This is a genomic window from Pseudomonas sp. TUM25319, from assembly GCF_056388475.1.
In genome coordinates this window covers 2548775-2574825 of the sequence record NZ_CM150751.1, presented here as the reverse complement: position 1 = coordinate 2574825, position 26051 = coordinate 2548775, and the positions used below count along the sequence as shown (strand labels likewise).

At 64.0% G+C, this 26051-nt stretch carries 25 protein-coding genes; 8 read left to right on the top strand and 17 right to left on the bottom strand.

Annotation, left to right across the window (positions count from 1 at the left end; genetic code table 11):
* Window positions 1-46: 46 nt before the first annotated feature.
* The 3 genes from cysB to AC05QJ_RS12275 all read right to left on the bottom strand — a co-directional run bounded on the left by cysB (window position 47) and on the right by AC05QJ_RS12275 (window position 2632).
* Entirely contained in the window at window positions 47-1021 is a 975-nt protein-coding gene (cysB, locus tag AC05QJ_RS12285) for an HTH-type transcriptional regulator CysB (protein ID WP_009394496.1), read from the bottom strand.
* A gap of 121 nt (window positions 1022-1142) precedes the next feature.
* The gene (locus AC05QJ_RS12280; RefSeq protein WP_476747110.1) at window positions 1143-1640 is read right to left on the bottom strand and encodes a universal stress protein; all 498 of its coding nucleotides are present in this window, start codon (window positions 1638-1640) and stop codon (window positions 1143-1145) included.
* Between the two features lie 83 nt (window positions 1641-1723).
* The gene (locus AC05QJ_RS12275) at window positions 1724-2632 is read right to left on the bottom strand and encodes a 5'-nucleotidase (protein WP_476747109.1); all 909 of its coding nucleotides are present in this window, start codon (window positions 2630-2632) and stop codon (window positions 1724-1726) included.
* A 253-nt stretch (window positions 2633-2885) separates the two neighbouring features.
* Here AC05QJ_RS12275 and AC05QJ_RS12270 point away from each other — a divergent pair, with 253 nt between their 5' ends.
* Window positions 2886-3959, top strand: coding sequence for a 3-deoxy-7-phosphoheptulonate synthase (locus AC05QJ_RS12270; RefSeq protein ID WP_476747108.1), 1074 nt, complete (start codon window positions 2886-2888; stop codon window positions 3957-3959).
* A gap of 93 nt (window positions 3960-4052) precedes the next feature.
* Here the strand turns inward: AC05QJ_RS12270 and AC05QJ_RS12265 are convergent, their stop codons facing one another.
* Complete coding sequence (locus AC05QJ_RS12265; protein ID WP_476747107.1) at window positions 4053-4334, bottom strand: GNAT family N-acetyltransferase; 282 nt, start codon at window positions 4332-4334, stop codon at window positions 4053-4055.
* A gap of 511 nt (window positions 4335-4845) precedes the next feature.
* Between AC05QJ_RS12265 and oprI the strand changes: the two genes are divergently transcribed.
* Window positions 4846-5097 carry an outer membrane lipoprotei OprI gene (gene oprI / locus AC05QJ_RS12260; protein ID WP_037058464.1) on the top strand — a complete coding sequence of 84 codons (252 nt, stop codon included), beginning with the start codon at window positions 4846-4848 and terminating at the stop codon, window positions 5095-5097.
* A gap of 272 nt (window positions 5098-5369) precedes the next feature.
* Here the strand turns inward: oprI and AC05QJ_RS12255 are convergent, their stop codons facing one another.
* From AC05QJ_RS12255 to AC05QJ_RS12245, 3 genes are all read right to left on the bottom strand, one after another.
* Window positions 5370-6347: a L,D-transpeptidase family protein gene (locus AC05QJ_RS12255; RefSeq protein ID WP_476747106.1), complete on the bottom strand. Its 978-nt coding sequence runs from the start codon at window positions 6345-6347 to the stop codon at window positions 5370-5372.
* Between the two features lie 104 nt (window positions 6348-6451).
* On the bottom strand, window positions 6452-6733 hold the full coding sequence (locus tag AC05QJ_RS12250; RefSeq protein WP_476747105.1) for a hypothetical protein: 282 nt from the start codon (window positions 6731-6733) through the stop codon (window positions 6452-6454).
* A 56-nt stretch (window positions 6734-6789) separates the two neighbouring features.
* Window positions 6790-7395, bottom strand: a complete 606-nt coding sequence (locus tag AC05QJ_RS12245) for an arylesterase (protein WP_476747104.1) — start codon at window positions 7393-7395, stop codon at window positions 6790-6792.
* Window positions 7396-7405: 10 nt separating this feature from the next.
* On the opposite strand from AC05QJ_RS12245, the gene AC05QJ_RS12240 reads away from it, so the two are divergent.
* The 3 genes from AC05QJ_RS12240 to greB all read left to right on the top strand — a co-directional run bounded on the left by AC05QJ_RS12240 (window position 7406) and on the right by greB (window position 11162).
* Complete coding sequence (locus tag AC05QJ_RS12240; protein ID WP_476747103.1) at window positions 7406-8089, top strand: ABC transporter ATP-binding protein; 684 nt, start codon at window positions 7406-7408, stop codon at window positions 8087-8089.
* Window positions 8090-10597, top strand: a complete 2508-nt coding sequence (locus AC05QJ_RS12235; RefSeq protein WP_476747102.1) for an ABC transporter permease — start codon at window positions 8090-8092, stop codon at window positions 10595-10597.
* A 91-nt stretch (window positions 10598-10688) separates the two neighbouring features.
* Window positions 10689-11162 carry a transcription elongation factor GreB gene (gene greB, locus AC05QJ_RS12230; protein ID WP_476747101.1) on the top strand — a complete coding sequence of 158 codons (474 nt, stop codon included), beginning with the start codon at window positions 10689-10691 and terminating at the stop codon, window positions 11160-11162.
* Between the two features lie 65 nt (window positions 11163-11227).
* On the opposite strand, the gene AC05QJ_RS12225 is transcribed toward greB, so the two are convergent.
* From AC05QJ_RS12225 to AC05QJ_RS12215, 3 genes are all read right to left on the bottom strand, one after another.
* Window positions 11228-13321: a TonB-dependent siderophore receptor gene (locus AC05QJ_RS12225; RefSeq protein WP_476747100.1), complete on the bottom strand. Its 2094-nt coding sequence runs from the start codon at window positions 13319-13321 to the stop codon at window positions 11228-11230.
* Window positions 13322-13446: 125 nt separating this feature from the next.
* Window positions 13447-14391: a p-hydroxyphenylacetate 3-hydroxylase reductase component gene (locus AC05QJ_RS12220; RefSeq protein WP_476747099.1), complete on the bottom strand. Its 945-nt coding sequence runs from the start codon at window positions 14389-14391 to the stop codon at window positions 13447-13449.
* Window positions 14392-14462: 71 nt separating this feature from the next.
* A complete protein-coding gene (locus tag AC05QJ_RS12215; RefSeq protein WP_476747098.1) occupies window positions 14463-15632 on the bottom strand; it encodes a p-hydroxyphenylacetate 3-hydroxylase oxygenase component in 1170 nt (389 codons plus the stop codon).
* A gap of 271 nt (window positions 15633-15903) precedes the next feature.
* On the opposite strand from AC05QJ_RS12215, the gene AC05QJ_RS12210 reads away from it, so the two are divergent.
* Together AC05QJ_RS12210 and AC05QJ_RS12205 are read left to right on the top strand one after the other, a co-directional pair.
* Entirely contained in the window at window positions 15904-17388 is a 1485-nt protein-coding gene (locus AC05QJ_RS12210) for an aldehyde dehydrogenase family protein (protein WP_476747097.1), read from the top strand.
* An 89-nt stretch (window positions 17389-17477) separates the two neighbouring features.
* Complete coding sequence (locus AC05QJ_RS12205; protein ID WP_476747096.1) at window positions 17478-18341, top strand: LysR family transcriptional regulator; 864 nt, start codon at window positions 17478-17480, stop codon at window positions 18339-18341.
* Window positions 18342-18344: 3 nt separating this feature from the next.
* On the opposite strand, the gene AC05QJ_RS12200 is transcribed toward AC05QJ_RS12205, so the two are convergent.
* The 5 genes from AC05QJ_RS12200 to AC05QJ_RS12180 all read right to left on the bottom strand — a co-directional run bounded on the left by AC05QJ_RS12200 (window position 18345) and on the right by AC05QJ_RS12180 (window position 22654).
* Window positions 18345-19496, bottom strand: coding sequence for an HPP family protein (locus AC05QJ_RS12200; RefSeq protein ID WP_476747095.1), 1152 nt, complete (start codon window positions 19494-19496; stop codon window positions 18345-18347).
* A 207-nt stretch (window positions 19497-19703) separates the two neighbouring features.
* Entirely contained in the window at window positions 19704-20420 is a 717-nt protein-coding gene (locus AC05QJ_RS12195) for an anti-sigma factor (RefSeq protein ID WP_476747094.1), read from the bottom strand.
* The gene (locus tag AC05QJ_RS12190; protein WP_476747093.1) at window positions 20417-20962 is read right to left on the bottom strand and encodes a sigma-70 family RNA polymerase sigma factor; all 546 of its coding nucleotides are present in this window, start codon (window positions 20960-20962) and stop codon (window positions 20417-20419) included. Before AC05QJ_RS12190 ends, AC05QJ_RS12195 begins: the two co-directional genes overlap by 4 nt.
* 53 nt (window positions 20963-21015) lie before the next feature.
* A complete protein-coding gene (locus tag AC05QJ_RS12185; protein WP_476747092.1) occupies window positions 21016-21555 on the bottom strand; it encodes a DUF3455 domain-containing protein in 540 nt (179 codons plus the stop codon).
* Window positions 21556-22366: 811 nt separating this feature from the next.
* Window positions 22367-22654 carry a hypothetical protein gene (locus tag AC05QJ_RS12180; RefSeq protein WP_476747091.1) on the bottom strand — a complete coding sequence of 96 codons (288 nt, stop codon included), beginning with the start codon at window positions 22652-22654 and terminating at the stop codon, window positions 22367-22369.
* 165 nt (window positions 22655-22819) lie between these two features.
* Here AC05QJ_RS12180 and AC05QJ_RS12175 point away from each other — a divergent pair, with 165 nt between their 5' ends.
* Window positions 22820-23254, top strand: coding sequence for a hypothetical protein (locus AC05QJ_RS12175; RefSeq protein ID WP_476747090.1), 435 nt, complete (start codon window positions 22820-22822; stop codon window positions 23252-23254).
* A gap of 38 nt (window positions 23255-23292) precedes the next feature.
* Here the strand turns inward: AC05QJ_RS12175 and ppnN are convergent, their stop codons facing one another.
* Window positions 23293-24666 (bottom strand): nucleotide 5'-monophosphate nucleosidase PpnN, encoded by a 1374-nt coding sequence (gene ppnN, locus AC05QJ_RS12170; RefSeq protein WP_476747089.1) that lies wholly within the window; start codon window positions 24664-24666, stop codon window positions 23293-23295.
* 174 nt (window positions 24667-24840) lie between these two features.
* A complete protein-coding gene (locus AC05QJ_RS12165) occupies window positions 24841-26049 on the bottom strand; it encodes a Bcr/CflA family multidrug efflux MFS transporter (RefSeq protein WP_476747088.1) in 1209 nt (402 codons plus the stop codon).
* Window positions 26050-26051: the final 2 nt, after the last annotated feature.

The following is a 26051-nucleotide window of genomic DNA, read 5'->3' as shown; positions in this document are numbered from 1 at the left end:
GACCGCTTTTCTCTTGCAGCTTACAGCTTGAAGCTTGTAGCTGCCCTCAATGCACAGGCAGCTCGACACCTTCGAACAGCTCTTCCAGTTCCTGCTTGTTGTGGCACTGGATCGCCTTGGCCATCACTTCGCGGGTCAGGTGCGGGGCGAACTTCTCGATGAAGTCGCACATGAAGCCACGCAGGAAGGTGCCGCGACGGAAACCGATCTTGGTGATGCTCGATTCGAACAGCTCGCTGGCGTCCAGAACCACCAGGTCGCTGTCCAGCTTCGGATCCACTGCCATCTTCGCGACGATGCCGACACCAAGCCCCAGACGCACGTAAGTCTTGATGACGTCGGCGTCGGCAGCGGTGAATACTACTTTCGGGGTCAGGCCGCGGTGGCTGAAGGCTTCGTCCAGCTTGGAACGGCCAGTGAAACCGAACACGTAGGTGACGATCGGGTACTCGGCCAGCACTTCCAGGGTCAGCTTGGGCAGCTTGGTCAGCGGGTGACCTTGCGGCACCACCACGCAGCGGTTCCAGCGATAGCACGGCATCATCACCAGGTCACCGAACAGCTCCAGCGCCTCGGTGGCGATGGCGAAATCGACGGTGCCGTCGGCAGCCATCTCGGCGATCTGCATCGGTGACCCCTGATGCATGTGCAGGGCCACTTCCGGGTACTGCTTGATGAACGAACTGATTACCGGCGGCAGCGCATAACGCGCCTGGGTGTGAGTGGTCGCGATCGACAGGGTGCCCTTCTTCTCGTTGGAGAATTCCTGGGCGATCTGTTTGATGCTTTCGACCTTGCGCAGGATTTCGCCTGCGGTATTGATGATGCGTTCACCTGCAGGTGTGACGCGGGTCAGGTGCTTGCCGCTACGGGCAAAGACTTCCACGCCCAGCTCGTCTTCCAACAGGCGAATCTGCTTGCTGATCCCCGGTTGGGAGGTGTACAGGCTCTGCGCTGTCGCGGAAACGTTGAGGTCGTGGTGCGCCACTTCCCAGATGTAGCGCAATTGTTGAAGCTTCATAGGTATCCCTCAGATGCTGGGCGTCACCGGCAACAGCGACGAGTTATAACTATATTAGTGGTCAGGAGAATAAATCTAGAACAATTTCACCAGTTTTCTTACAAGCCAAAAGGAAACTTCCTCAAGACTTCCTGCGCCCGAGGTGCTGTGCGAGGGGCACCATGTACACCGGGACCGGTGAGAGCTGAAGAATACGCACGGCCGTGCGGCCAATAGGGATCTCCACGCCGGCGCCGCTGCTGTGGCTGCCGACGATAAGCAGGTCGACGTTCAGGCGCTGGGCCTGGTCCAGAATCACTTCGGCCGGATCGCCCTGGCGCACGCGTACCGTGCGAATCACTGCCAGATCTTCCTGGTCCCCCAATTCATCACGAAAGTTTTCCAGTACCCGCTGCTCGATATTGGACAGGACGGTGCTGACGCCCTGGCTGTGCAACTGGTCCAGCGTCTGCTCGTCGAGATAGCTTTGCAGCAACGACTCGGCGAATTGCCCCATCGGCTCCACGGCATGGATCACGTAGAGCTCAGCGTTGAAGGTCCGCGCCAGGGCGAGCGCGTGTTGCATGACATAGGGCGCGTACACACCGAGGTCCGTGGCATACAGCATCGAACGGATCATTTAGCTTCCTCCACTGCCGAAACGGCAGAGCAAGCTTCAGCTTAGCAGCGCCCCGTTGATGCGCAGCCCCCGTCCAGCGGGGCTCAGCCGGGTGTCCGCTCGTTGCTGATGCCATGCGGAACATGGCCGGTGGCCACCACCCGACTGGCACGATCGCAGTGGCCCGCCTGGTCATCGAAGAACACGTCTGCGGCAAAGGCTTCGAGAAACGCCGACTTGTCCAGCCCGCCGAGGAACAGCGACTCGTCGAGGCGGATATCCCATTCGCGCAGGGTGCGAATCACCCGCTCGTGGGCCGGAGCCGAGCGCGCCGTGACCAATGCCGTGCGGATCGGGCAGGCACCGCTGGGAAACTCCTGTTGCACCTGATTCAGCGCCGCCAGGAACGGCTTGAAGGGACCGCCCCGCAGCGGCTCACGCGCGGCCTGGCGCTCGCTGGCCTGGAACGCCGCCAGCCCGCCGGCCTGGTAGACCCGCTCGGACTCGTCGGAGAACAGCACCGCGTCGCCGTCGAAGGCGATGCGCAGCTCCTCGGTCGACTCGCGCCGCGCACCGCCGGAAAGGATGGTTGCAGCAGCGAAGCCGGCCTCCAGGGCACTGCGCACATCGTCGGCGTCGGTGGAGAGAAACAGATGGCAGCCGAACGCGGCCAGGTAAGGATAGGGACTGCGTCCACCGGCAAACGCCGCACGGGAAATGCCCAGGCCGTAGTGCTCGATGGAATTGAAAACACGCAGGCCGGTGTCGGCGCTGTTGCGCGAGACCAGCACCACCTCCACACGCTGCTGGCCAAGGGCGGCGTTGAGACCCAGAAGCTTTTCCACCAGCAGAAACGCATCGCCTGGCGCGAGATGTTCGTCTTCGTGCTCGATCTGGTACTGACGATAGGCTTCGACCCCTTCGGCGAGGAACAACCGATGACTTTCACTGAGGTCGAACAGGGCGCGGGAGGAAATCGCCACGACCAGTTTGTCGCCAAGGCCTTTGCTCATGGGTGATCCACTCCTGATGACGGGCAGTCTGACCGCCCCATTATGCATTTCATCCGCCGTCCGGCCACTCGCCAGCCACTTTAGTCGTAAAAACCCGCGCGCAAAGGCCCGAAGGGTGCAGGAATAAGGCTGATGCCCATTGTCGAGGCAAGGGTTTACGCGCTAAGGTTCCGCTCCCCGCTGAGCTCAATCATGCTGCTCCGCCGCACGGGGATCGCTGGCGGCCGGCATCCGTGACCTGACGAGTAACACGATGGCTGATTTACCGATCGACGACCTAAACGTTGCCTCCAACGAGACACTGATCACGCCCGATCAGCTCAAGAAGGAGATTCCACTCAGCGCCACCGCGCTTCAGACCGTGACCGCGGGCCGTGAAGTGGTGCGCAATATCCTCGACGGCAAGGATCATCGCCTGTTCGTCGTGGTCGGCCCCTGCTCCATCCACGATGTCAAAGCCGCCCACGAGTATGCCGAGCGCCTCAAAGTGCTCGCTGCGGAAGTCTCCGACACCCTCTATCTGGTCATGCGTGTCTACTTCGAGAAGCCACGTACCACCGTCGGCTGGAAAGGCCTGATCAACGACCCGTACCTGGACGACTCCTTCAAGATCCAGGACGGCCTGCACATCGGTCGCCAACTGTTGCTCGACCTCGCGGAAATGGGCCTGCCCACCGCCACCGAAGCCCTCGACCCGATTTCCCCGCAGTACCTGCAGGACCTGATCAGCTGGTCGGCCATCGGCGCCCGCACCACCGAATCCCAGACTCACCGCGAAATGGCCTCCGGCCTGTCCTCTGCGGTCGGTTTCAAGAACGGCACCGACGGCGGCCTGACGGTTGCCATCAACGCCCTGCAATCGGTATCCAGCCCGCACCGCTTCCTCGGCATCAACCAGGAAGGCGGCGTGTCCATCGTCACCACCAAGGGCAACGCCTACGGTCACGTGGTGCTGCGCGGCGGCAACGGCAAGCCGAACTATGACTCGGTCAGCGTCGCCCTGTGCGAACAGGCGCTGAACAAGGCCAAGATCAAGCCGAACATCATGGTCGACTGCAGCCACGCCAACTCCAACAAAGACCCGGCCCTGCAGCCGCTGGTCATGGAGAACGTCGCCAACCAGATCCTCGAAGGCAACCAGTCGATCATCGGCCTGATGGTCGAAAGCCACCTGAACTGGGGCTGCCAGGCGATTCCGAAGAACCTGGACGAGTTGCAGTATGGCGTCTCCATCACCGACGCCTGCATCGACTGGGAAGCGACCGCCAACACCCTGCGCAGCATGCGCAACAAGCTCAAGGACGTGCTGCCCAACCGCCGCGCCTGAGCCTGCTGGAAACGAAAACGCCGGGCAATGCCCGGCGTTTTCATGTCTGGTCGATATGAAGCGACAATCGATGGCGCTTCATGCCCTGGACAGTCAGACCTTGGAAGAATGTTTCTGATGGCGCTCCATGTAGCGTTCGACATAGGAGCACGAAGGAATGACCGTGTAGCCACGCTCTTCAGCGTACGCCAGCGCTTTTTCGGTCAAGGCCGCAGCGATGCCTCGGCCGCGCAGGGCGTTGGGCACGAAAGTGCGATAGATATCCAGAGTCTGCTTACCCAGGTCCATGTACGTCAGGTAAGCACGATGACCGTCCACATTGGTCTCGAACTGATGACCAGCCTGGTCATGGTGGATGGACAACGCCTCGCTCATCACTACTCCTCGCGGGTCTTGTAATAAAGACCCTACCTTAACCGATGTTTGTCCGGCGAAGGAACCTCTACGCCACCCCGTGCCCCGTTGGACAGCGAGAAAAGCCTGATCGTTCTCGGGTAACTGAGCACGTACAAATAGTAGGCGTCCATCCCATGGATGCTCAAGACGCCGGTCGGAAAATTTGCACACTCCAGGCCCTTGGACGGCGGTGCGGGCGCGTGCCAGGAACTGTAGCCGGATGATTTAGTGCTTATGACGCTGGCAGACAATTAAAGTCACCATTAGTTCAAGAAAAAACACTTTCACAAGAACACGTTACAGTCCCAACACGCAGCAAATGCACGGTTTGCGCGGGCAGAGCCCGTCAAGATGCGAAGCGCCGCAATTTTTTTCCAATTCTTGCGCTCAGTCAGTTTACTTACTACAAGTAATGGGTACTATGTACGCCGGCCAGTTTCTCTTTGTTGAGAGATGGCTATTTAATAGAAAGTCCTTGAAGGGGAACACGATGAACAACGTTCTGAAATTCTCTGCTCTGGCTCTGGCCGCAGTTCTGGCTACCGGTTGCAGCAGCGTATCCAAAGAAACCGAAGCTCGTCTGACTGCTACCGAAGACGCAGCAGCTCGCGCTCAAGCTCGTGCAGACGAAGCTTACCGCAAAGCTGACGACGCTCTGGCTGCCGCTCAGAAAGCTCAGCAAACTGCTGACGAAGCTAACGAGCGCGCTCTGCGTATGCTGGAAAAAGCCAGCCGCAAGTAACAATCCTTCGGGGTTGTTATTTGAAAGCCGACCCACTTGTGGGTCGGCTTTTTTGTTGCCCCTAGTTCAGCGGCAAGGCATAAGCTGCAAGCTGCAAGCTGCAAGCTGCAAGCTGCAAGAAAAAGCGATACGCGCAAACCTCACCCTCTTCTATCGCCCCGGATCTCAATTCAAAGCAAAAAAAGCAGCCCTGCACGGACTGCTTCTTCTTGTAGCTTGTAGCTTGTAGCTTGTAGCTTGCAGCTTGCAGCTTGCAGCTTGCAGCTTGCAGCTTACTGCTGCTGGTAAGGCGCGCTGGAAACCATCGAGCTATCGCCAGCGGCAGCGTCCGGCACGGCGATTTCCACCGGCATGCCATCTTCCGCGGCAACCACGTCGCGCACCATGTCCCAGTTCATGCGCACATTGTTGGCCAGGTCCTCGCGCTTGAGCAGCGCGTTGATCACGGCCGTGTGCTTGTCGACCACCGATGGGTCGCCCTTGTCGTCCAGCGGAGTGTGTGCCTCGAGGTAGACCTTGCCACCACTGATACCGAACTTGTAAGGCTCGTTGATGATCCGCACCGGCGTACCGACGGGGGCCATCTTCGCCAGTTCCAGCACGTTGTTGTTGAACATGCGGAAGCAGCCGTGGCTGGTGCGCATGCCGATACCAAACTTCTTGTTGGAACCGTGGATCAGGTAGCCCGGAACGCCCAGGGTGAACTTGAACGGCCCCAGCGGGTTGTCCGGGCCGGCAGGCACCACGTTGGGCAACGGGTCGCCATCGGCAGCGTGTTCGGCCTTGATCGACGCTGGCGGGGTCCAGGTCGGATTCGGCGTCTTGGCCGTCACCTTGGTCTGGGCGATCGGCGAGCCCCAGCCTTCACGACCGATACCCAGCGGATAGGTGTGGACCACGTTCTCCCCTTTCGGGAAGTAGTACATGCGGTACTCGGCCAGGTTGATGACGATGCCTTCGCGCGGGCCCGGCGGCAGGATGAAACGGGTCGGCAGGATGATCTCGGTACCGGCACCCGGCAGCCACGGATCGACGCCCGGGTTGGCGGCGACCATCTCCAGGTAGCCCAGGTCGCCGGCGGTACCGATATCGGCGAAGGTGTCCTCGTACTTGGCCTTGATCACCTGAACCTGGCCAATGATGTCTTCGCCGGGCGGCGGCAACGGGAACTCCAGTGCGGCAACGGGACCTGCCGCCAGCAGGGCGGCCAGGGACAGGCAACGGGTGACGGCGGGGAAGCGCGGCAACATCCGGGAAATCCTTCGCAATTCGGGGGTGAAGGCGGCAATTGTACACCTCTGTCGAAACAATCGGGAGGCATGGCCGCTCGAAGGTGACAGAGTGGAAAAGCGGCCTAAAGTTCCGGCCAGACGGGGCGCGTGCCGCGGCGCTGGGCGTCGAGGATCGCCCGGCACAGCGGGCACAGGCGGCGATCGCGGTAGACGGTAGTGGGCACCCCGGACCAGCGCGGTTGCGCCGGCAGCAGCGTGCCGCACAGGGTGCGGTCCGCAGAGCCGCCCAACTCCAGTTGACGGGCGACCAGATGCACGCGGACTTCCTGACAGGCGAACAGGTCGAGCTGTTCGTCAGGCTCGATCAATTGATAGGCATACAGGGACCAGGCGGGACGCGGCATCGGGGGCTCCAAATCGGGGGCGCAACATTAGCCGAAAGCCGGTCCCGATAAAAGCGTCAAAGCAGCGGTTTTATTGCCGGCCAGGCATTTTCCAGCAACTGGCCCTGCCCGCCCTGGGCCGGATGGATACCGTCGGCTTGCATCAGTTCAGGATGACCGCCGACACCTTCGAGGAAGAAAGGCACCAATGGAACGTCTTTCTCCTTGGCCAGGTCGGAATAGACCTGAGCGAACGCCTTGGTGTAACGGGCGCCATAGTTGGGCGGCAGTTGCATGCCGAGCAACAGCACCTTGGCCCCGGCGGCCCGGGACTTGTCGATCATCGATGCAAGATTTTGTTGCAATTGCGTAGGAAGTTGCCCACGCAGGCCATCGTTGCCACCCAGCTCCAGCACCACCAGGCTCGGCTTGTGCTCTGCAAGCAGCGCCGGCAGCCGCGCCTGGCCGCCCGCGCTGGTGTCGCCACTGATGGAGGCATTGACCACCTTGTCGCTGAAACCCTCGTTTTTGAGCCGCTGCTCAAGCAAGGCGACCCAACCCTGGCGGGTATCCAGGCCGAAAGCGGCGCTGATACTATCGCCGACGATCAACACCGTACCCGCCGTTGCGCTCTGCGCCATGCACAGCAAGGCCAGGCCAGCACTCAATAACCACACTCGCATCGGATTCTCCATGGGCCCCAGCATTCTCACTGCGCGGAACCTTAGCAAAGTGGTCCCCAGCGCGGAAGGCAACCTCACCATCCTCCACGAACTCTCCCTGGAACTCGGCGAAGGCGACAGCCTGGCGATCGTCGGCGCATCCGGGTCGGGCAAGTCCACCCTCCTCGGCCTCCTCGCCGGGCTCGACCAGCCCAGCGGCGGGTCGGTGACCCTCGCTGGCCACGACCTTGGCCCGCTGGACGAAGACCAGCGAGCCAGGGTGCGCGCCGAGCATGTCGGCTTCGTGTTCCAGTCCTTCCAGTTGCTCGACAGCCTCAATGCCCTGGAAAACGTCATGCTGCCACTGGAGCTGGACGGCCGCCGCGATGCCCGCGAGCACGCCCGTACGCTGCTGGAACGGGTCGGCCTGGGCAAGCGCCTGAGCCACTCGCCACGCCAGCTCTCCGGGGGCGAGCAGCAGCGGGTGGCGATCGCCCGCGCCTTCGCCGCCGAGCCTGACGTGCTGTTCGCCGACGAACCTACCGGCAACCTCGACAGCCACACCGGCGAGCGCATCAGCGACCTGCTGTTCGAGCTGAACAAGGAGCGCGGCACCACCCTGGTGCTGGTGACCCACGATGAACGCCTGGCGCGCCGCTGCCGTCGGCAGATCCGCCTGGATGCCGGCCATCTGGTCAGCCCGATGGAGCCCTAGATGGCACACCTGTCCTTTCTGCGCCTGTTCAACCTCGCCCTGCGCCAGTTGCTGCGCGATGCCCGTGCCGGGGAACTGCGGGTGCTGTTCTTCGGCCTGCTGATCGCCGTCGCGGCCAGCACCGCCATCGGCTACTTCGGTGCCCGCCTCAACGGCGCCATGCTGCTACGTGCCACCGAGTTCCTGGGTGCCGACCTGGTGCTGCAAGGCAGCTCGCCCGCCAGCGCCGAACAGGTGGACAAGGGCAACGCCCTGGGCCTGGACCATGCCCGCGTGGTGGAATTCTCCAGCGTGATCGCCACCGACAACGGCATCCAGTTGTCCAGCGTCAAGGCTGCCGACGCGGCCTATCCGCTGCGCGGCGAACTGCGCAGCGCTGCCGAGCCCTACGGCGCGGAAAACACCGGCGGTGGCCCGGCACCCGGCGAGGCCTGGGCCGAGCCGCGCCTGCTGGCAGCGCTGGACCTGAAGATCGGCGACAGCATCGACGTCGGCATGAAAACCCTGCGACTGAGCCGCGTGCTGACCTACGAGCCGGACCGCGCCGGCAACTTCTACAGCCTGACGCCACGGGTGATGATCAACCTCGCCGACCTCGACGCCACCGGCGTGGTCCAGCCCGGCAGCCGGGTGAGCTACCGCGAGCTGTGGCGCGGTGACAACCTGGTGCTGGCCGACTACCGCCAGTTCCTCGACGGCACGCTGGCGCCGAACCAGCGCATCCGCGATGCCCGCGACGGCAACCAGCAAGTGGGCGGCGCCCTGGGCAAGGCCGAGCGCTACCTGAACATGGCCAGCCTGGTGGCGGTGCTGCTGGCCGGCGTGGCAGTGGCACTGTCGGCCAGCCGCTTTGCCGTGCGCCGCTTCGACGCCAGCGCTCTGCTGCGCTGCCTCGGCCTGTCGCGCAAGCAGGCGCTGAGCCTGTTCTGCCTGCAACTGGCGATCCTTGGCAGCGTTGCTGCCCTCGCCGGCGCCCTGCTGGGCTGGCTCGCGCAATTGGGACTGTTCGCCCTGCTCGACGGCCTGCTGCCCGCGGAAATTCCCGACGGCGGCGTGGCCCCGGCGCTAGCTGGGGTCGCCACCGGCCTGGTGGCGCTGGCCGGCTTTGCCCTCCCGCCGCTGGCCGCGCTGGGCCGGGTACCGCCATTGCGGGTCCTGCGCCGCGACCTGCTGCCGGTGCCGCCAAGCAGTTGGCTGGTGTACGGCGCCGCGATCCTCGCCCTCGGCCTGATCATGTGGCGCCTGAGCCTCGATCTGCTGCTGACCTTCGCCCTGCTCGGCGGCGGCCTGATTGCCGCGTTGCTGCTGGGCGGTCTGCTGTTGCTCGGCCTGCGCAGCCTGCGGCGCCTGCTGGCGGGCGCCCCGCTGGCCTGGCGCCTGGGCCTGGGTCAGTTGCTGCGCCATCCGCTGGCAGCAGCCGGGCAGTCGCTTGCCTTCGGCCTGATCCTGCTGGCCATGGGCTTGATCACTTTGTTGCGCATCGAGTTGCTGGACACCTGGCACAACCAGTTGCCCGAAGACGCGCCCAACTACTTCGTGCTCAACATCCTGCCGGACGACAAGGCCGGATTCAGCCAGCAACTGGACAGCTTTTCCAGCCATGCCGCGCCGCTCTACCCGGTGATCCCCGGCCGCCTGACCAAAATCAACGAGGAGCCGGTGCAGCAACTGGTGAGCAAGGAATCCACCGGCGACCGTGCCGTGCAGCGCGACCTGAGCCTGACCTGGGCCGCCGACCTGCCGGACGGCAACGCCCTGAGTGCCGGCCAGTGGTGGCAAGGCCAGCCGGTGGCCGATGCAGTACCCGGGGTCTCGGTGGAGGCAGAACTGGCGGAAAGCCTCAAGCTCAAGCTCGGCGACCAGCTGACCTTCGTCATCGGCGGCGAAGAACGCCAGGCGCAGGTCACCAGCCTGCGCACCGTGAACTGGGACAGCTTCCAGCCGAACTTCTACATGATCTTCCAGCCCGGCACCCTGCAGGGACTGCCGACCACCTACCTGACCAGCTTCTACCTGGCGCCGGGCAACGACGCACAGATCATCGCCCTGTCCCGGGCCTTCCCGGCCACCACCATTCTGCCGGTGGACGCCTTGCTGGACCAACTGCGCAGCATCCTTGCCCAGGTCACCCTGGCGGTGCAGTACGTGTTGCTGTTCGTCCTCGCGGCGGGACTGGCGGTGCTGTTTGCCGGGCTGCAGGCAACCCTCGACGAACGCATCCGCCAGGGCGCCCTGCTGCGTGCCCTGGGCGCCGGGCGGGTGTTGCTGGTCAAGGCGCGGCGCATCGAGTTCGGTCTGCTCGGCGCGGCCAGCGGCCTGCTCGCGGCGATCGGTTGCGAGCTGATCACCTGGGTGCTCTACCGCTACGCCTTCGACCTGCACTGGGCACCGCATCCCTGGCTGCTCCTGCTGCCGCTGGCCGGCGCGGTGCTGGTAGGTGGCGCCGGCGTGGTCGGTACCCGTCGCGCCCTCAACGCCAGCCCGCTGACGGTATTGCGCGAAGGCTGAAGACCCTGCCCGTCATGTCGGCAGCCTGTACCGCTGCCGGCACGGCGAGTAATCTCTGCCCCCTGAAGCATTGCCCGCCGAGGAGAAGGCATTGGCTACCAACATCATCACCCGCGCCGGTCACGAAGCCCTGAAAGCCGAGCTGGACCACCTCTGGCGCGTCTACCGTCCCGAGATCACCCAGAAAGTCACCTGGGCCGCCTCCCTCGGCGATCGCAGCGAAAACGCCGACTACCAGTACAACAAGAAGCTGCTGCGCGAGATCGACCGCCGCGTGCGCTACCTGCGCAAGCGCCTGGAAGACGTGAAGGTGGTGGATTACCGCGCCGAACAGGAAGGCAAGGTGTTTTTCGGCGCCTGGGTGGAAATCGAGAACGACGACGGCGAGCAGATGAAATTCCGCATCGTCGGCTACGACGAAATCTACGGTCGCAACGACTACATCTCGGTGGACTCCCCCATGGCCCGTGCCCTGCTGAAGAAGGAAGAAGGCGACGAGGTGGTGGTACAGACGCCGGGGGGCGAGGCGGTCTGGTATGTCAACAGCATCCGCTATCAGCAGTAGCCCCACCGAATAACAGCCCACCGAAGAACCTGCGGCCTGCCGGCGCTGTGGCCGGCAGGCATGCCTCAGAGACTGAAGGTCAGGCTGAGGCTGAGGTTGCGGGGATCCCCCGGCATGTTCCACGCCGCGTTGTACCCCCGCTCGTAATACTTGCGGTCGAACAGGTTGTTCAGGTTCAGGCCCAGGGTGAGCTGCTCGCTGGCCTTGTAATGGGCCAGCAGGTCAACGGTGCTGTAGGACGGCAAGCGGAAATGACTGCCCGCCTGGCCGGAGCGCTCGCCGACATAATTGGCCGAGGCGCCGAAGTCCGAGCCCCGTAATGCGCCGTCCTGGAACGCGTACACCGCCATCAGGCTGCCGCTGTGCTGCGGGATACCCAGCAGATCGCTGCCCTTGGGCAACGCCGCATCGCCCTTGGTCACTTCGGCGTCGATGTAGGCGTAGGCACCGATCACCCGCACGGCGTCACTGAGCTGGCCGCTGAACTGCAGGTCCAGGCCCTGGCTGCGGGCCTTGCCGGCGGCAATGCTTTCACCGAAGGCGTCGGTGGTGATGACGTTTTCCTTGTCGATCCGGAACAGCGCCACCGTCGCGCCCAGACGGCTGTCGAACAGGTCGAGCTTGAGCCCGCTCTCGTAGCCGATACCCTTCTCCGGTTTGTACACCTGGCCCCGGGTGCCCATGCTGTTGGGCTTGAACGAGGTGGACGCATTGGCGAACACGCCGACCTCGGGGGTGAGCTGGTACAGCAGCCCGATTCGCGGTGTGGCAACGTCTTTTTCCTGGCGATTGCTGACACCGGTAGCGCGGTTCTGCGCGGTCTGTTCGATCCGTTCGAACCGCACGCCCACCAGCCCGCGCAGGCGTTCGGTGAAGGTGATCTGGTCCTGCAGGTTCAGCGCCTGGCTCTCGGTGCGCTCGAAGAAATCGTTGGGGTTGACCAGCGCCGGCTTGGGCTGGCCGTAGACCGGATTGAAGATGTCCAGCCCATAGCCGAAGCCGGTGACGCTCTGCGGGTACTTCTGGCTGTTGCGGTAATTCTCGTACTCCAGGCCGATCAGGCTCTGGTGCTGCCAGCCGAGCAGGTCGAAGTGGCCGTGCAGCTCGGCCTGGGTGATGGTGTCGTTCCATTCGAAATCCCGCTCGCGGTAGAAGCGGCTGATCTGGCTGCCCACCACCCGCGACGGCTCCGAGCTGTTCCCGCGCAGGGTCCCCTGGGTGTAGTGATTGGCCAGGCGCACTTTCCAGTTGTCGTTGAGGTAGTGCTCCAACGCCACATCGAGGGTCTGGTTGTGGTTGCGGATATGACCGTCGTTGGGCTCGCCAATGAAGGTGGAACGCGAGACAGGGCCCAGTTCGTTGTTCACCGCCGGAATGCCACGGTCGAACACCGATTCGGTGCGGGAGAATTCGCTGTCGAGGGAGAGCAGCGTATCGGGGCTCAGTTGCCAGCTCAGCGACGGGCTGACGATCTGCCGGCGGCCATCGACGTGGTCGCGGAAACTGCCGTTGTCTTCCACGGCCATGTTCACCCGTGACAGCAGGCTGCCGTCGTCGGTCAGCGGCGTGTTCACGTCCAGGCTGGTGCGGTAGCGGTCCCAGCTGCCAGCGCTGGCCTTGAAAGTAGTGAAAGCATCGGCCTGGGGCTTCTTGCTGACGATATTCACCAGCCCGCCCGGATCGCCACGACCGTAGAGACTGGCAGCAGGCCCCTTGAGCACTTCGATGCGCTCGATGGCCGAGGTGTCTGGTGCACTGTAGCTGCCGCGGTTGATGGCAAAGCCGTTCTTGTACAGCTCGCCGGTGGTGAAGCCGCGCACGCTGTAGTTGAGGAAGGTCAGGCCGCCGAAGTTGTTCTGCCGCGAGACGCCACCGGCAAAATCCAGGGCGCGGTCGATGCGGGTGCTGTTGAGGTCGTCCAGCACCTGTGCCGGGACCACGCTGATGGCTTGTGGCGTGTCGCGGATATCGGTGTCGGTCTTGGTCGCAGTGGCCGAACGGGTGGCGCGATAGCCCTGTACCGGACCATCGGCGCGCTCTTCGAGACGGCGTTCGGTGACGCTGACGGTGTCGAGGGTGACGGTGTCCTGCGCCGTGACGGGCAGGCTCAACAGACCGGCGGACAGGCCGAGGTACAACCTTCCAATGGGGTAGTTCATGGGGGCTCCCGAATTATTGATGTAATAACATAACAATTCAGAGGCAAAATGACACCCTCGGGTTTGTGAGGGATTGGGATTTGAAGGGTCTCATCGCCGGCAGGCCGGCGATGAGACCTCAAGCTCTAACCGCGAATCACAGCCTTGAGAACGGTCTTGAAGGTCTCGATCTGCTCTTCGCTGAACTGGCCGAACACCTTGTCCTGCTGCTCGCAGGCGATGGTCCACAGTGCTTCGGTCTGGTCGATGCCGCTCACGGTCAGGCGCACATTGCCGCCCTCTTCGCTGCCACTGACCAGGCCCTTGCGGGTCAGGTTGGCCACGGCTTCATCGATCTCCCGCGCCGGCATCGCCACTTCCCGTTGCAGGTCGGCGAGGCTCAGGCCGGCATCGTTCTCCAGCACCATCAACATTCGTGCTTCGCTGGTGCGCAGGCCACTGGACAGTTGCCGCGGCTGGTAGCTGCTCTGGTAGGCACGCAGGGCCTGGGTCATCAGGTAGTACAAGTTATGGCTCAGGCGGCCCTGGAAGTTGCTGCTCGGCGGCTGGCCTTCTTCACGCTTGGTCATACGCGTGTGCGGTAGCACCATGGAATAGGCGCCCTGGTGATAGAGCAATGGAGAACGCCCGCAGTCCTCGAAGCGCACCACCTTGCCGATCATGATCCAGTGATCGCCACCGTCGAGGATCTGGTACTTCTCGCACTGGAAGTTGGCCGAGCAGTCCAACAGGATCGGCGCCCCGCCCGCGCCCGCCTCGTGAGGAATGCCGGCGAAGCGGTCATCCCGTGGCTTGGCGAAGTTGTTGGACAGATCGATCTGGTCGGCAGCCAGAATGTTGACCGCGAAATGGCTGGCCGCCTCGAACGTCGCAAGGCTCGTGGAGCGCTTGTCGAGGCTCCACAGGATCAGCGCCGGGTCGAGGGACACCGAGTTGAAGCTGTTGGCGGTGACGCCGACCTTGTTGCCCGCGCCATCGTCGGCGGTGACCACGGTAACGCCGGTGGCGAAGTTGCCCAGGGCGCGGCGGAAGGCGCGGCTGTCGAAGGCCGCAACGGTTTCATTGGACATGCAAGACTCCCCGGCTGCCCGCAAGGGCAACCGTGATTTGTTTTTATGAGAGAGAGAGAACGGATCGAGCGTCAGACCATGCTCGGGTCGGGCTCCAGGCCCATCAACTCACGACCCAGAATCTGCGCGCAGACGTCGTAGTCGGTGTAGGCATGGGCGCCGGTCATGTGCGAATCACGCCACAGACGCTGCAGCTCGTTGCTCTCGAACCAGGCGGTGCCGCCGGCGGCCTCGTACAGACGGTCCACGGCCTGGATGCACATTTTCACCGCGTAGGCCTGGTTGGTGCGCCAGAAAGCCAGGGTCTCGCGGCTCGGGTATTCCTTGCGGGCGCCGTGGTCGGCGTGGTCCTGCCAGGTTTTTTCGAGGAAGGCGCGGGCCGCGGCGACCTGATGGGTCGATTCGGCCAGGCGCATCAGCGCCGGGGTCGCAGCACCGACGCTGACACCGGTGTAGGCACGCACGCGGTTCCTGGTCTTCTCGCGGAAGGCTTCCAGCATGCGCTCGGCGATGCCCAGGCTGATGGTGGCGAAACCGACGGCGAAGTACGGACGGTACGGGGTGTAGAAAATCTTGCTGTCCGGGTACAGCCCGAAGCCTGCGGACTTGCCTTCCATCATGTCCTTGGCTTTCTGGATGCGGTGCTCCGGAACGAAGGCCTTGTCGATGATCAGGGTCTTGGTGCCGCTGCCTTTCATGCCGGCGGCGTACCAGTCGTCACGGATTTCGTAGTCGCTGCGTGGCAGCACGGCGAAGCAGTAGTCCTGGGTGCCTTCGGCATTGGCCCGGCGGCAGCCGACGATGGCCCACTCGGCGTGGTCGCAGCCACTGCTCCAGCCCATTTCGCCGCTGAACAACAGGCCACCGTCGACTTCTTCGACACGACCGAACGGCGCGATGCTGCTGCTGGCGGTGTGGTCCGGGTTCACACCCCAGATTTCTTCCTGCAGCTTGGCCGGGAACATGGCCAGCTGGTGGTTATGGGTGCACAGCAGGCTCATGGCCCAGGCGGTGCTGGCACAGGCGCCAGCCAGCAGCGCGATGCAATCGGTGAATTCCGGCAGGGAGATCTCCATGCCGCCGTAGGCTTTTGGCAAGAAGGCGCGGTGCAGGCCGATCCCCTTGAGCAGGGCGATGTTCTCGGCGGGGACCATGCGGTCTTTCTCGGCACGCGGGGCGTTGGCGGCGATGGTCGGCAGTACCGACTTGAGGTCTTCGAGCAGCGGGTTTGGCTTTTTCATGGGAGGCCCTGCTTATTATTGGATGTCCAGCTAGCCAGTGGGCTGCACAGGCTGCGGCGGATTCGGGGCCAGTATGGGAGGCGGCAGACAGACTGAAAATGCACCTTCCAGAGACAAAATTGTACTTTTCATGGCGTAGCCAACCCCATTGTCGGAATGCCGTGCCAGACGCTGGCAGACCCGGTCATGTCGCGCTGGCAGGCTCAGTCAAGTCACCCGCGCACGCCTGGGCTAGGGTGCGGCTTTGCCTATCTGCACAGGTACACCTGCCATGACCACCTCTCTCCTGCCTGCCGTCCAGGCCTTCTTCCAGCGCAACCACGGCCTGTTCATCGACGGCCGCGCGCAACCCGCCAACAGCGGCCGCCACCTGGACGTGATCGACCCGGCCAGCGGCGAAGTCATCAGCCGTGTCGGCGAGGCCAGCAGCAGCGACATCGAAGCCGCCGTCTCTTCCTCCCGCCAGGGCTTCGCCCAATGGTCCCAGGCCGCGCCGGCGGTGCGTGGCAGCGTGCTGTTGAAGCTGGCCGACCTGATCGAACAGCACTGCGAAGAACTGGCCCAGATCGAAACCTGTCAGTCGGGCAAGCTGATCCAGATTTCCCGCCACTTCGAAGTCACCCAGGCCGCGCACTTCCTGCGCTACTACGCCGGCTGGGCAACCAAGATCAACGGCCAGACCATCACCCCGTCGCTGCCGTCGTTCAACGGCGAGCGCTACAGCGCCTTCACCCTGCGCGAGCCGGTGGGCGTGGTGGTCGGCATCGTGCCGTGGAATTTCTCCACCATGATCGCCATCTGGAAGCTGGCCTCGGCGCTGGTCACCGGTTGCAGCGTGATCATCAAGCCAAGCGAATTCACCCCGCTGACCATCCTGCGCATTGCTGAACTGGCGATCGATGCCGGCCTGCCGGCGGGCGTGCTCAACGTGGTCACCGGCGCAGGCGGCGTCGGCAAGGCGCTGATCGAACACCCGCACACCGACAAGGTGTCCTTCACCGGCTCCGTGCCCACCGGCCTCGCCGTGGGCCAGACCGCCATGGCTGCCAACCTGACGCGCGCCACCCTGGAACTGGGCGGCAAGAACGCGGCAGGCTTCCTGCCGGACGTGGATGTGGAAACTGCGGTCAACGGCATCATCGAGGCCGGCTTCCTGCATTCCGGACAAATCTGCGCTGCCGCCGAGCGCTTCTACGTGCATCGCTCGCAGATCGACGCCATCACCACCCGCTTGAGCGAGCGCCTGAGCCAGTTGAAGATTGGCTCGCCACTGGACGAAGGCAGCGAATTCGGCCCGGTCACCAACAAGCAGCATCAACTCAAGCTCGGCCAACTGTTCGCCAAGGCCCGCGAAGAAGGAAGTCGGATCATCCATGGCGGCAAGCTGATCGATGGCCCGGGCTGCTATGTCGAGCCGACGGTGATCCTCGCCAACTCGGCGAAAGACAGCCTGATGACCGAAGAAACCTTCGGCCCGGTGGCGACCTTCCTCGCCTACGACGACGAAGAGGAACTGGTCGCACTGATGAACGACAGCCCCTACGGTCTCAGCGCCAGCCTGTGGACCAACGACCTGGGCAAGGCCATGCGCCTGATCCCACAGGTCAAGGCCGGCACCTTGTGGGTGAACATGCACACCCTGCTGGACCCTGCGGTCCCGTTCGGCGGGATCAAGGCGTCGGGGGTGGGTCGCGAGTTCGGTGATGCCTTCATCGAGGACTACACCGAGCTCAAATCGGTGATGATTCGCTACTGATCAAGACCACCCCGTTATGCCTGTGTGGGAGCAAGCTTGCTCCCACCGTGTTCTGTAGAATGGCCTGCTCGCCCTCAAACTGGTGCCCCATGGACATCGAGCTGGCCCGGACCTTCCTCGAAATCGTGCGCAGCGGCAGCCTCGTCGCTGCCGCCGAACGCCTGCACGTCACCCAGACCGCCATCAGCGCTCGGGTACAGAAACTCGAACAGCAACTGGACTGCCAGCTCTTTATCCGCAGCCGCAACGGCGCCAGCCTGACCAGCAACGGCGAGGCCTTCGTGCCGTATGCCCACCAGCTCATGAACACCTGGGAAGCCGCCCGTCGCGACCTGCCGCTGCCCGACGGCCGCCTGCCGGCGCTGCGCATCGGCGGCGAGATGAGCCTGTGCAACCCGCTGCTGCTGGACTGGGTGCGGGCGTTGCGCGAGCACCTGCCTGGCCACGCCATCCGCAGCGAAGTCGGCGAAAGCGAAACCCTGCTGCGCAAGCTGGAGATGGGCACGCTGGACGCAGCGCTGGTGTACCAGCCGGTCTACGGGCCGGGGCTGCAGGTCGAGCAATTGATGGAAGAGAAGCTGATCTGCATCCGCCTCAAGCGTCAGCCCGAGCCCTACGTGTACATCGACTGGGGCGAAGCCTTCCGCCGCCAGCACGACGACGCCCTGCCCGACTGCACCCGCCCGGCACTGAGTTTCAACCTCGGGCCGCTGGCACTGCAGTACATCCTCGAACACGGAGGCAGCGGCTATTTCCGCACCCGCGTGGTAGAGAGCTACCTTGAACGCGGCGTGCTGGAGCGGGTGCCGCAGGCGCCGGAATTCACCTACCCGACCTTCCTGGTCTACCCCCGCGAGCGGGATTCGCAGGTGCTGCGCCAGGCCTTCGAACGGCTGCGACAGGTGGTCAACGGCGACAGCGATTGGTCCCAGCGCTGGGACCCGCTGATCTGAACCTCAGGCCGCCTCGGCCAGCCGCTCCTGAGCCAGAAGATGCTGGCTCAGGGCCGCGATCAGATCGGTCTGGGTAACCACGCCGACCACCTTGCCGTCCTTGAGTACCGGCAGGCAATGCAGGCCCTGGTCGCACAGCAGCGGGATCAGTTCCACCGCCTGACGCTCACTGTCCACGGTAATCACCGGCTCGCTCATGATCTGCGCCAGGCGCACCGGCTTGCGCCGGCCAAACAGCGCACGCCAGCTGAAGCGCGTGGCGGCCATGGCCGGTCCGACCAGGTCGCCGAGGCTGACGATGCCCACCAGCTTGCCGCCCTTGTCGAGCACCGGCAGGTTTTTCAGGTGGTGGCTGGCAAGCTGTTTCCAGGCCTGCTCGAGGGTGGTGTCGGGCGTGGAAAACTGCACGTCGCGAGACATCACATGGGCTGCAGTGATACCGCCAAGGCTGCGCTGCACCGCATGGCGCTGGGTGGCGCGGATGATCCGCTCCAGATCACTGCGGGTCACATCGACGAACTGGCCGATATCCTCCAGCGCCTGGTCGAGGTCAGCCGAACTGACACCGACCCGCTCGCTCGCCGGCTGGTCGGTTGTCGCATGGGCAGCTTTTTTGCGCGGAACGCCGATCTTCGGATAGAGCACACCGGTGATACGGTTGTAGCCCACCGCCACCGCCAGCACGATCAGCGCATTGAGCATCACCGGCTCGATCACCTTGACGCCCATGGCCGCCAGCGACGGGTCGGCCAGCGCCAGGCTCACCGCCAGCGCCGCACCCGGCGGATGCAGGCAGCGCAGCAGGCACATCACCAGGATCACCAGCAACAGCGCCGCGCAGGCCACCATCAACCCCGGCCCGAACCAGTGATGCAGGCTGATCCCGACCGCCGCCGCACACACGTAGCTGCCGAGAAACGGCCAGGGCTGCGACAGCGCGCCGGAATGCACGGCGAACAGCAGCACCGTCGAGGCCGCCAGCGGCGCCATCAGGTGCAGCGTGGCCGGAGTGCCGAACAGGTAACTGCACGCACCACCGGCGGTGACCAGCGCCAGCAGCGCACCGAGGGCGGCGCGGAACCATTCCTGGGGAGGGATATGCAAAGCGGCGGGGATGAAGCGATCGAACCAGTGACTCAGACCACGACTAGACATGGGACGGACCAGGCACCTGTTTTGAAGAAAAGAAGCCCGCCCAACATCGAGCGGACTTTGTATCGCGAGGGGGCAATACGCAAAGGGCTCCTTCCGTGGAGATGGAAAGAATGGGCGCAAGTCTGCAGAAAACTGACCACTAGCTCAAATTCAAAAAAGTGCTGTTTCAGTGCAATTTTTTTGCAGTGTCATATTATGGCGCACACTTCAGAGCACCTTGACCGCTCGCCCGATGAACTGGATGGGGCCGGTGGGCTTGCCGGTGGCCGAGCCGGTGGCGCTTTCCAGCGTCAGCTCGAACAACTGGTTGTTCTCCAGCGGCGGCAAGGCGTCGAGCGGGACTTCCACCGCCTGGCCGGGCTTGATCAGGCCCAGCGACACCGGGCCGTTCCAGCCATCGGCCTTGGTCCAGAACTCAAGCGCCTTGTCCGCAGGCACCTCAGCCATGCCCAGCGGAATCAACTGCACGCGCCGCGAATCGCTGGCCTGCACCACCCAGCCGGGGGATTTGTCCTGGGGCGCCACCAGGACCACCAGGTAGGTCGGCGTCGCCACCGGCGGCTCGCGAATGAGCAACGCCGCCAGCAACACACTGGCTGCCAACCCCGCAGCAGAGGCCCAGCGCCAGGGCGCGGGATGTTGCCACCAGCGCCCGACTGGCGGCGGCGCCACGGGAGCAGGCTGCTCGCCGAGGCTGCGGTCGATTCGCTGCCACAGGTAGGGCGATGGCGCCTGCGCCAGAGCCAGCGACTGCATCGACTGCAAACGGTGCTCCCAGGCATCCACCGCTTCGCGCAGCGGCACGTCATGTGGCAAGCGGCGGGCAACCGCCTCACGCTCGGCGCTGGGCAAGGTGCCCAGCACGTATTCGCTGGCGAGCGCATCGACATCGTCGGGATTGTGGTCAAGGTCGTCAGTGGTCATCCCATGCACTCGCGCAAGGCAGCCAGGCTGCGTTTGACCCAGGCCTTCACCGTACCCAGCGGCGCACCGAGCTTGCGGGCGATCTCGGCATGGGAAAAGCCATCGACATAGGCATGAATCAGGCAACTGCGGCGCACGGGTTCCAGTGCTTCCAGGCAGCTGCCCATGCGTCCGCTGCGCAGAGGTGCGTCCACGTCGCTGGGGGTGTCGTGCGGCTCGATCTCTTCGCCCAGTTCTACCTCGCGCTCGTGGCGACGAAGGAAGTCGAGCGCCAGGTGCCGGGTGATGCTGAACATCCAGCCACGGGCACTGCCCCGCGCCGGGTCGAAGGTGGCAGCGCGGGTCCAGATACGGATGAACGCGTCGTGGACCACATCCTCGGCCAGTGCCGTGTCCTTCAGCAGACGGCGGGCGACTCCAAGCAGCCGCGCGCCCTCCTCTTCGTACAGGCGTTGCAGCGCCTGGCGATCGCCGCGAGCGCAGGCCGCCAGGTGGGCTTCATGGTCGAACGAAAAGGGAGACAGGGTCACGGGGCTCGTCATCGGCTGGTCTGATCGCTTGCAGCGTAGACCAGCCTGGCCCTGGCCATGGCGACTCAGCGGGCGGTCCAGAAAATATAGTCCGCCTGGTACTTCACCGTTTCCCGCTTGCCCTTGTCGGCGGTGGTGCAGGTGGTGGCCGGTGCAACGCCGCCCTTGAGCGCCACGCGCTGGATATAGGTCACGCCGCTCATGGCGCCCTGGCCCTCGGCGGGGTTGGCCTTGACCAGTTGATACGGCAGGTTGCCGGCACTCGACGGTGCCACCGCCACTTGCGTGCCGGTGACCTTGGAACCGTCCTTGGCCTGCCAGGTGGCCGGCGGGCCGAAGTAGTCGCCGATCGCCTTGCCGCTGCGGTCGTTGAGCACCGCCTTGGGCCCGACGAAGGTCCATTCGGTCTGGCCGGGCATATCGGCCTTGTCGCGGCATTCATAGGTGATTTCGCCGATGCCGACGGTTTCCAGGGCGACCTTGTGCCCGTCGGGGACCTTGATGCTGTCGGGCAGGGCCATGGCGGCGTGGGCGGTGGCGCCCAGCAGGAAGCTCGACGCGGCCAGGGCGGTGGCGGCCAGTTGGAAGCAGGATTTGACGTTCATGGGGCACGACTCCAGTCGGGAATGATCGGTCAGGCAGCGGAGGCTGCTATCGGAACTACCCGCCAGGGAGGCGATTGGATGCACGGTGATGAAATTTTTTCGCTGGTGCTGGTTTTGGTGCTGCTTGAGCGAGATTATCCAGTCGATTTGGCGACGCTGCCGGCCCCTTCCGCCTTTACGGCGGCCCCCTTTGTTCTTGGACAAAGGGGGGCAAAACCGCTGGCTCCCACATACGGCCCTACGCTGCGCTCCGGGTCCCCTCGCTCCGGTGTCCTCCAGGGGCCGCGCGGCCACGATTTGCTGCGCAAATCTAAGACTCGCGCTCTTCGGCTACGCCGAAGGGTGCTAACGCACCAGCCCCTTCCGAACACCTCCACTCGGCCTTCTGAAGTCGCAGGTTACGGGCGGCGTTCTCGCGGACGGATCTTCGAAATTCAGATCTGATTTTGATAGGCGACCCAAAGAGCCAGAGCTTTTGCTCTTCATGCGCGTCAGTCCAGACGCCGCCAATTGCGACTTCAGCCGGCCGAGTGGAGGTGCCTGTAGGAGCCGGGTGCGTAAGCACCCTTCGGCGATAGCCGAAGACGCGAGATGTAGATTTGCGGAGCAAATCGTAGGCCGCGCTGGCCCCGAAAGGTGCCGGAGGGAGGGGACCCGGAGCGAAGCGTAGGGCCGAATGTTGGGAGCCAGCGGTTTTGCCTACTTTTTCCAAGAAAAAAGTAGGCCGCCGTAAGGGCGGAACAGGCCGGCAACGTCGCCGAAAATAACGGATAAGTTCCCAAAGCCCGCACCAAAACCGACAACTAAACGCTTAAAGCCCCAACTCCTCCGGAGTCAGCATATCCGACTCAAAAACGATCCAGCCGTACTCCAGCTCGGCATGCCCGTTGAGAATCTCGCCGTAGTAAGTGAGGCCGTTGTCCAGGGTCACGCAGATATGCGTCGGGTTCTCCGGAGCCGCCAGGGTGCCGTTGAAATGCACCTTCTTCGAATTGTCCGACACCGTTTCGAACCAGACCTGCACGCCGGTGTTCTCGACAGCTTCGACATCATCCCGCTGTTCGGCGCTGATGGTGATGGTGGCGGTGTATTTCTGCATGCGGGAGGCGCTCCAAAGGGCCAGGATCTGAGGCCGCCTAGGATAAGCCAGGACGCCGGCAAAAGCCCGCGCCGCGAGGCCCCGGCCATCACGAAAGCGAGCATGTCGTCGCCTGCGCTGGTATCGTGCCGGGCTGAATGACCGATTGCCGCAAGGAGATGACCGTTGAGTGCCGAAGCCAAACTGACCGGCGACCTGTTCGAAGTCGACAAACGCCTGAGCCTGAAGCCCGTGGTGGACTTCAACACCTACCTGAGCAACGCCTTCGGCGACGGCAAATGCGTCTGCGCCCGTTGCAAGGAAAGCGCGAACGATGAAAGCGCCTACGCCTTCGCCCACAGTTTCGAATTCAATGGCATTCCGGTGCACCGGCGCTTTGCCACTACCACCGCCGCCGATGTGCTGGGCGTGCTGAAAAAGGCCTGGCTGTCGTACCACAAGGAAGAGCTGCCCGGCGGTGCGCTGGATCTGGAAAACCTCAAGACCTTCGTCGACGCCCCGCTGCAGGTACGGCTCAAACCGTTGCTGCTGGCCAGTGGTTTGGTCAGGCAGCAGGAAGACGGCAGCCTGCAGTTGCTGGCCGACGGCGACTTCATCTGAAACGAACGGGGACCGCAGCGCGGTCCCCGTTCAGTCGATCAGGCCACGACCCGATAACACGGCACGTACGCCGCGCCACCCGGCAGCTTCATCCGATGCTGCTCGACGAACGCCTGCAGCAAGCGGTCCAGCGGCTGCATGATTGCCGGATCGCCATGGATCTCGTACGGCCCATGTTCCTCGATCAGGCGAATGCCCTTGTCCTTGACGTTGCCGGCGACGATGCCGGAAAACGCCCGCCGCAGGTTAGCCGCCAGTTCATGCGGCGGCAGGTCACGGCGCAGTTGCAGGCTGGCCATGTTGGCGTGGGTCGGGTCGAACGGACGCTGGAAGCCCTCCTCGATCTTCAGCAGCCAGTTGAAATGGAAGGCATCGTTGCGCTCTCGACGGAACTGCTTGACCGTCTTCAGCGCCTCGGTCATTTCCCGGGCCACCTGGGCCGGGTCGTCGATGATGATCTGGTACAGGCCCTGCGCCGCCTCGCCGAGGGTCGCACCGACGAAGGCGTGCAACTGCTGCAGGTACGGCTCGGCGCTGCGCGGCCCGGTGAGGATGACCGGGAACGGCAGTTCGCGGTTGTCCGGGTGCATCAGGATGCCCAGCAGGTAGAGGAATTCCTCGGCGGTTCCGGCGCCGCCAGGGAAGATGATGATGCCGTGGCCGACACGGACGAAGGCTTCCAGGCGCTTCTCGATGTCCGGCAGGATCACCAGTTCGTTGACGATCGGGTTCGGCGCCTCGGCAGCGATGATGCCCGGCTCGGTCAGGCCGAGGTAGCGACCGCTGCTCATGCGCTGCTTGGCATGGGCAATGGTGGCGCCCTTCATCGGCCCCTTCATCACGCCAGGGCCGCAGCCGGTGCAGATGTCCAGCTTGCGCAGGCCCAGCTCGTGGCCGACCTTCTTGGTGTACTGGTATTCCTCGCTGCTGATCGAGTGTCCGCCCCAGCACACCACCAGCTTGGGCTCGACGCCCGAGCGCAACGTGCGTGCGTTGCGCAACAACTGGAACACGTAGTCGGTGATGCCCTGGGAGCTGTCCAGGTCGATCTTCAGGCGGTCCAGCTCACTTTCGGTGTAGACGATGTCGCGCAAGGCGCTGAAGAGCATTTCGCGGGTGCTGGCGATCATCTCGCCATCGACGAAGGCATCCGCCGGGGCATTGAGCAGCTCCAGGCGCACGCCGCGGTCCTGCTGGTGAATACGGACCTCGAAGTCCTTGTAGGCGTCGAGGATGGTCTTGGCATTGTCGACATGGGCGCCGGTGTTGAGGATGGCCAGGGCGCACTGGCGGAACAGGGTGTAGATACTGCCAGAGCCGGCCTGGCTCAATTGTTGGACTTCACGTTGGGATAGCGTCTCCAGGCTGCCTTTGGGGGCGACCGAAGCATTGATTACCTGTCTTTGGGCCATGCTGGATTCCATGCTGTTCGGTGCCTGCGAACGTCTGTGGCACCGCTGTTGTGAACACCGCACGCGGCGGTCTCGCACCTGTTTGTAACAGGTGCCCGGGCGTCAAGGCAAACGGCCCGGGTTCACTGAGTATGGACGCTTCCGACAACAGAGCGAGGCTTCTTCGCTCAGGGGTCAGGCGGTCTGGCTCACGGCTTGTGCGCGGGCGCGCCGGGCGATGGCGGCGTAGCAGAGCAGGCAGCCGAAGCCGGCGGCAGCGAGGGTCAGGCACATCGGCTCGGGCGTGCCGTCGGCCAGGGCGCTGACCACCGCACTGAACGCCGCACCCAGGGCGAACTGACAAGCCACCGCCAGCCCCGCCGCCGCCCCGGCCTGACGGGGATACAGCGCCAGCAGGCTGGCCACGCAGTTGGCGCCCAGCAACCCGGTGACACTGACATAGACCACCACACCCACGACGATCACCGCCAACCCGCCCCAGTCGGTCAGGCCTGCTGTCAGCAACCACAGCGCGGCGACGCCGGCAAGGCCCGCTCCCACCGCGAGCATGCGCAACGGCCCCACGCGGCTCACCCAGCGGGCGTTGATCAGGGTCATGACGATGATCCCGGCGACGTTCAGACCGAACAGCCAGGCGTAGCCCGTGGGCGACACGCCGAAGTACTCCATGTAGACGAACGGCGAGGCCGTGATGAAGGCGAACATCCCGCCAAAGGCCAGGCCCATGCACAGGATGTACGCCAGCGCCAGTGGCTGCCGGGCGATCTGCCAGTACGCCGCGAATACCTTCGCCAGGGATTCGCCGCGCTGGTCGGGGGCGTGGGTCTCGCTGATCTTCCAGACCGAGGCGACCAGGCACAGGGCGCCGAACACCAGCAGCCCGAAGAACACCGTGCGCCAGCCACGCACCTCCATCAGCACGCTGCCCAGCAGCGGCGCCACCAGGGTCGCGAGCATGGTCACCAGGTGCATCAGCGACAGCACCTTCGCTGCTTCACCGAGGGCGAACAGGTCACGCACGATGGCCCGTGCCAGCACAGACGCCGCCGCACCACCGAGGGCCTGAAAGAAACGCCAGGCCACCAGTTGCTCCACCGAGCCGGCAAACATGCAGCCCACTGTCGCCACCAGGTACAGCGCCATGCCGCCCAGCAGGAGCGGACGACGGCCGTAGCGGTCCGAGAGCGGCCCATACACCAGCATGCCCAGGCACAGGCCGGCGAGGAACAGGCTGATGGTCAGTTGCACGCTGGCGGCATCGGCGTGCAGGTCGCTGGCGATCAGCGGCAGGCTCGGCAGGTAGGTGTCGATGGACAGTGGCGCGAAGGCCACCAGCGCGGCGAGCAGGACGATCAGGCGTCCCGGGTTGGAAGGTTGGCTCATCG

Bases quoted from the DNA above. Each gene is read 5' to 3' on its own strand.
- AC05QJ_RS12250 (WP_476747105.1), bottom strand. From the start codon at position 6,733: ATGCCGCGTCCCGCCTGGTCCCTGTATGCCTATCAATTGATCGAGCCT.
- AC05QJ_RS12195 (WP_476747094.1), bottom strand. From the start codon at position 20,420: ATGACCACTGACGACCTTGACCACAATCCCGACGATGTCGATGCGCTC.
- AC05QJ_RS12220 (WP_476747099.1), bottom strand. From the start codon at position 14,391: ATGTCCAATGAAACCGTTGCGGCCTTCGACAGCCGCGCCTTCCGCCGC.
- AC05QJ_RS12280 (WP_476747110.1), bottom strand. From the start codon at position 1,640: ATGATCCGTTCGATGCTGTATGCCACGGACCTCGGTGTGTACGCGCCC.
- AC05QJ_RS12275 (WP_476747109.1), bottom strand. From the start codon at position 2,632: ATGAGCAAAGGCCTTGGCGACAAACTGGTCGTGGCGATTTCCTCCCGC.
- AC05QJ_RS12240 (WP_476747103.1), top strand. From the start codon at position 7,406: ATGGGCCCCAGCATTCTCACTGCGCGGAACCTTAGCAAAGTGGTCCCC.
- AC05QJ_RS12270 (WP_476747108.1), top strand. From the start codon at position 2,886: ATGGCTGATTTACCGATCGACGACCTAAACGTTGCCTCCAACGAGACA.
- AC05QJ_RS12180 (WP_476747091.1), bottom strand. From the start codon at position 22,654: ATGCAGAAATACACCGCCACCATCACCATCAGCGCCGAACAGCGGGAT.
- AC05QJ_RS12215 (WP_476747098.1), bottom strand. From the start codon at position 15,632: ATGAAAAAGCCAAACCCGCTGCTCGAAGACCTCAAGTCGGTACTGCCG.
- oprI (WP_037058464.1), top strand. From the start codon at position 4,846: ATGAACAACGTTCTGAAATTCTCTGCTCTGGCTCTGGCCGCAGTTCTG.
- AC05QJ_RS12235 (WP_476747102.1), top strand. From the start codon at position 8,090: ATGGCACACCTGTCCTTTCTGCGCCTGTTCAACCTCGCCCTGCGCCAG.
- AC05QJ_RS12265 (WP_476747107.1), bottom strand. From the start codon at position 4,334: ATGAGCGAGGCGTTGTCCATCCACCATGACCAGGCTGGTCATCAGTTC.
- cysB (WP_009394496.1), bottom strand. From the start codon at position 1,021: ATGAAGCTTCAACAATTGCGCTACATCTGGGAAGTGGCGCACCACGAC.
- AC05QJ_RS12205 (WP_476747096.1), top strand. From the start codon at position 17,478: ATGGACATCGAGCTGGCCCGGACCTTCCTCGAAATCGTGCGCAGCGGC.
- ppnN (WP_476747089.1), bottom strand. From the start codon at position 24,666: ATGGCCCAAAGACAGGTAATCAATGCTTCGGTCGCCCCCAAAGGCAGC.
- AC05QJ_RS12245 (WP_476747104.1), bottom strand. From the start codon at position 7,395: ATGCGAGTGTGGTTATTGAGTGCTGGCCTGGCCTTGCTGTGCATGGCG.
- AC05QJ_RS12200 (WP_476747095.1), bottom strand. From the start codon at position 19,496: ATGTCTAGTCGTGGTCTGAGTCACTGGTTCGATCGCTTCATCCCCGCC.
- AC05QJ_RS12225 (WP_476747100.1), bottom strand. From the start codon at position 13,321: ATGAACTACCCCATTGGAAGGTTGTACCTCGGCCTGTCCGCCGGTCTG.
- AC05QJ_RS12185 (WP_476747092.1), bottom strand. From the start codon at position 21,555: ATGAACGTCAAATCCTGCTTCCAACTGGCCGCCACCGCCCTGGCCGCG.
- AC05QJ_RS12255 (WP_476747106.1), bottom strand. From the start codon at position 6,347: ATGTTGCCGCGCTTCCCCGCCGTCACCCGTTGCCTGTCCCTGGCCGCC.
- AC05QJ_RS12165 (WP_476747088.1), bottom strand. From the start codon at position 26,049: ATGAGCCAACCTTCCAACCCGGGACGCCTGATCGTCCTGCTCGCCGCG.
- AC05QJ_RS12210 (WP_476747097.1), top strand. From the start codon at position 15,904: ATGACCACCTCTCTCCTGCCTGCCGTCCAGGCCTTCTTCCAGCGCAAC.
- AC05QJ_RS12190 (WP_476747093.1), bottom strand. From the start codon at position 20,962: ATGACGAGCCCCGTGACCCTGTCTCCCTTTTCGTTCGACCATGAAGCC.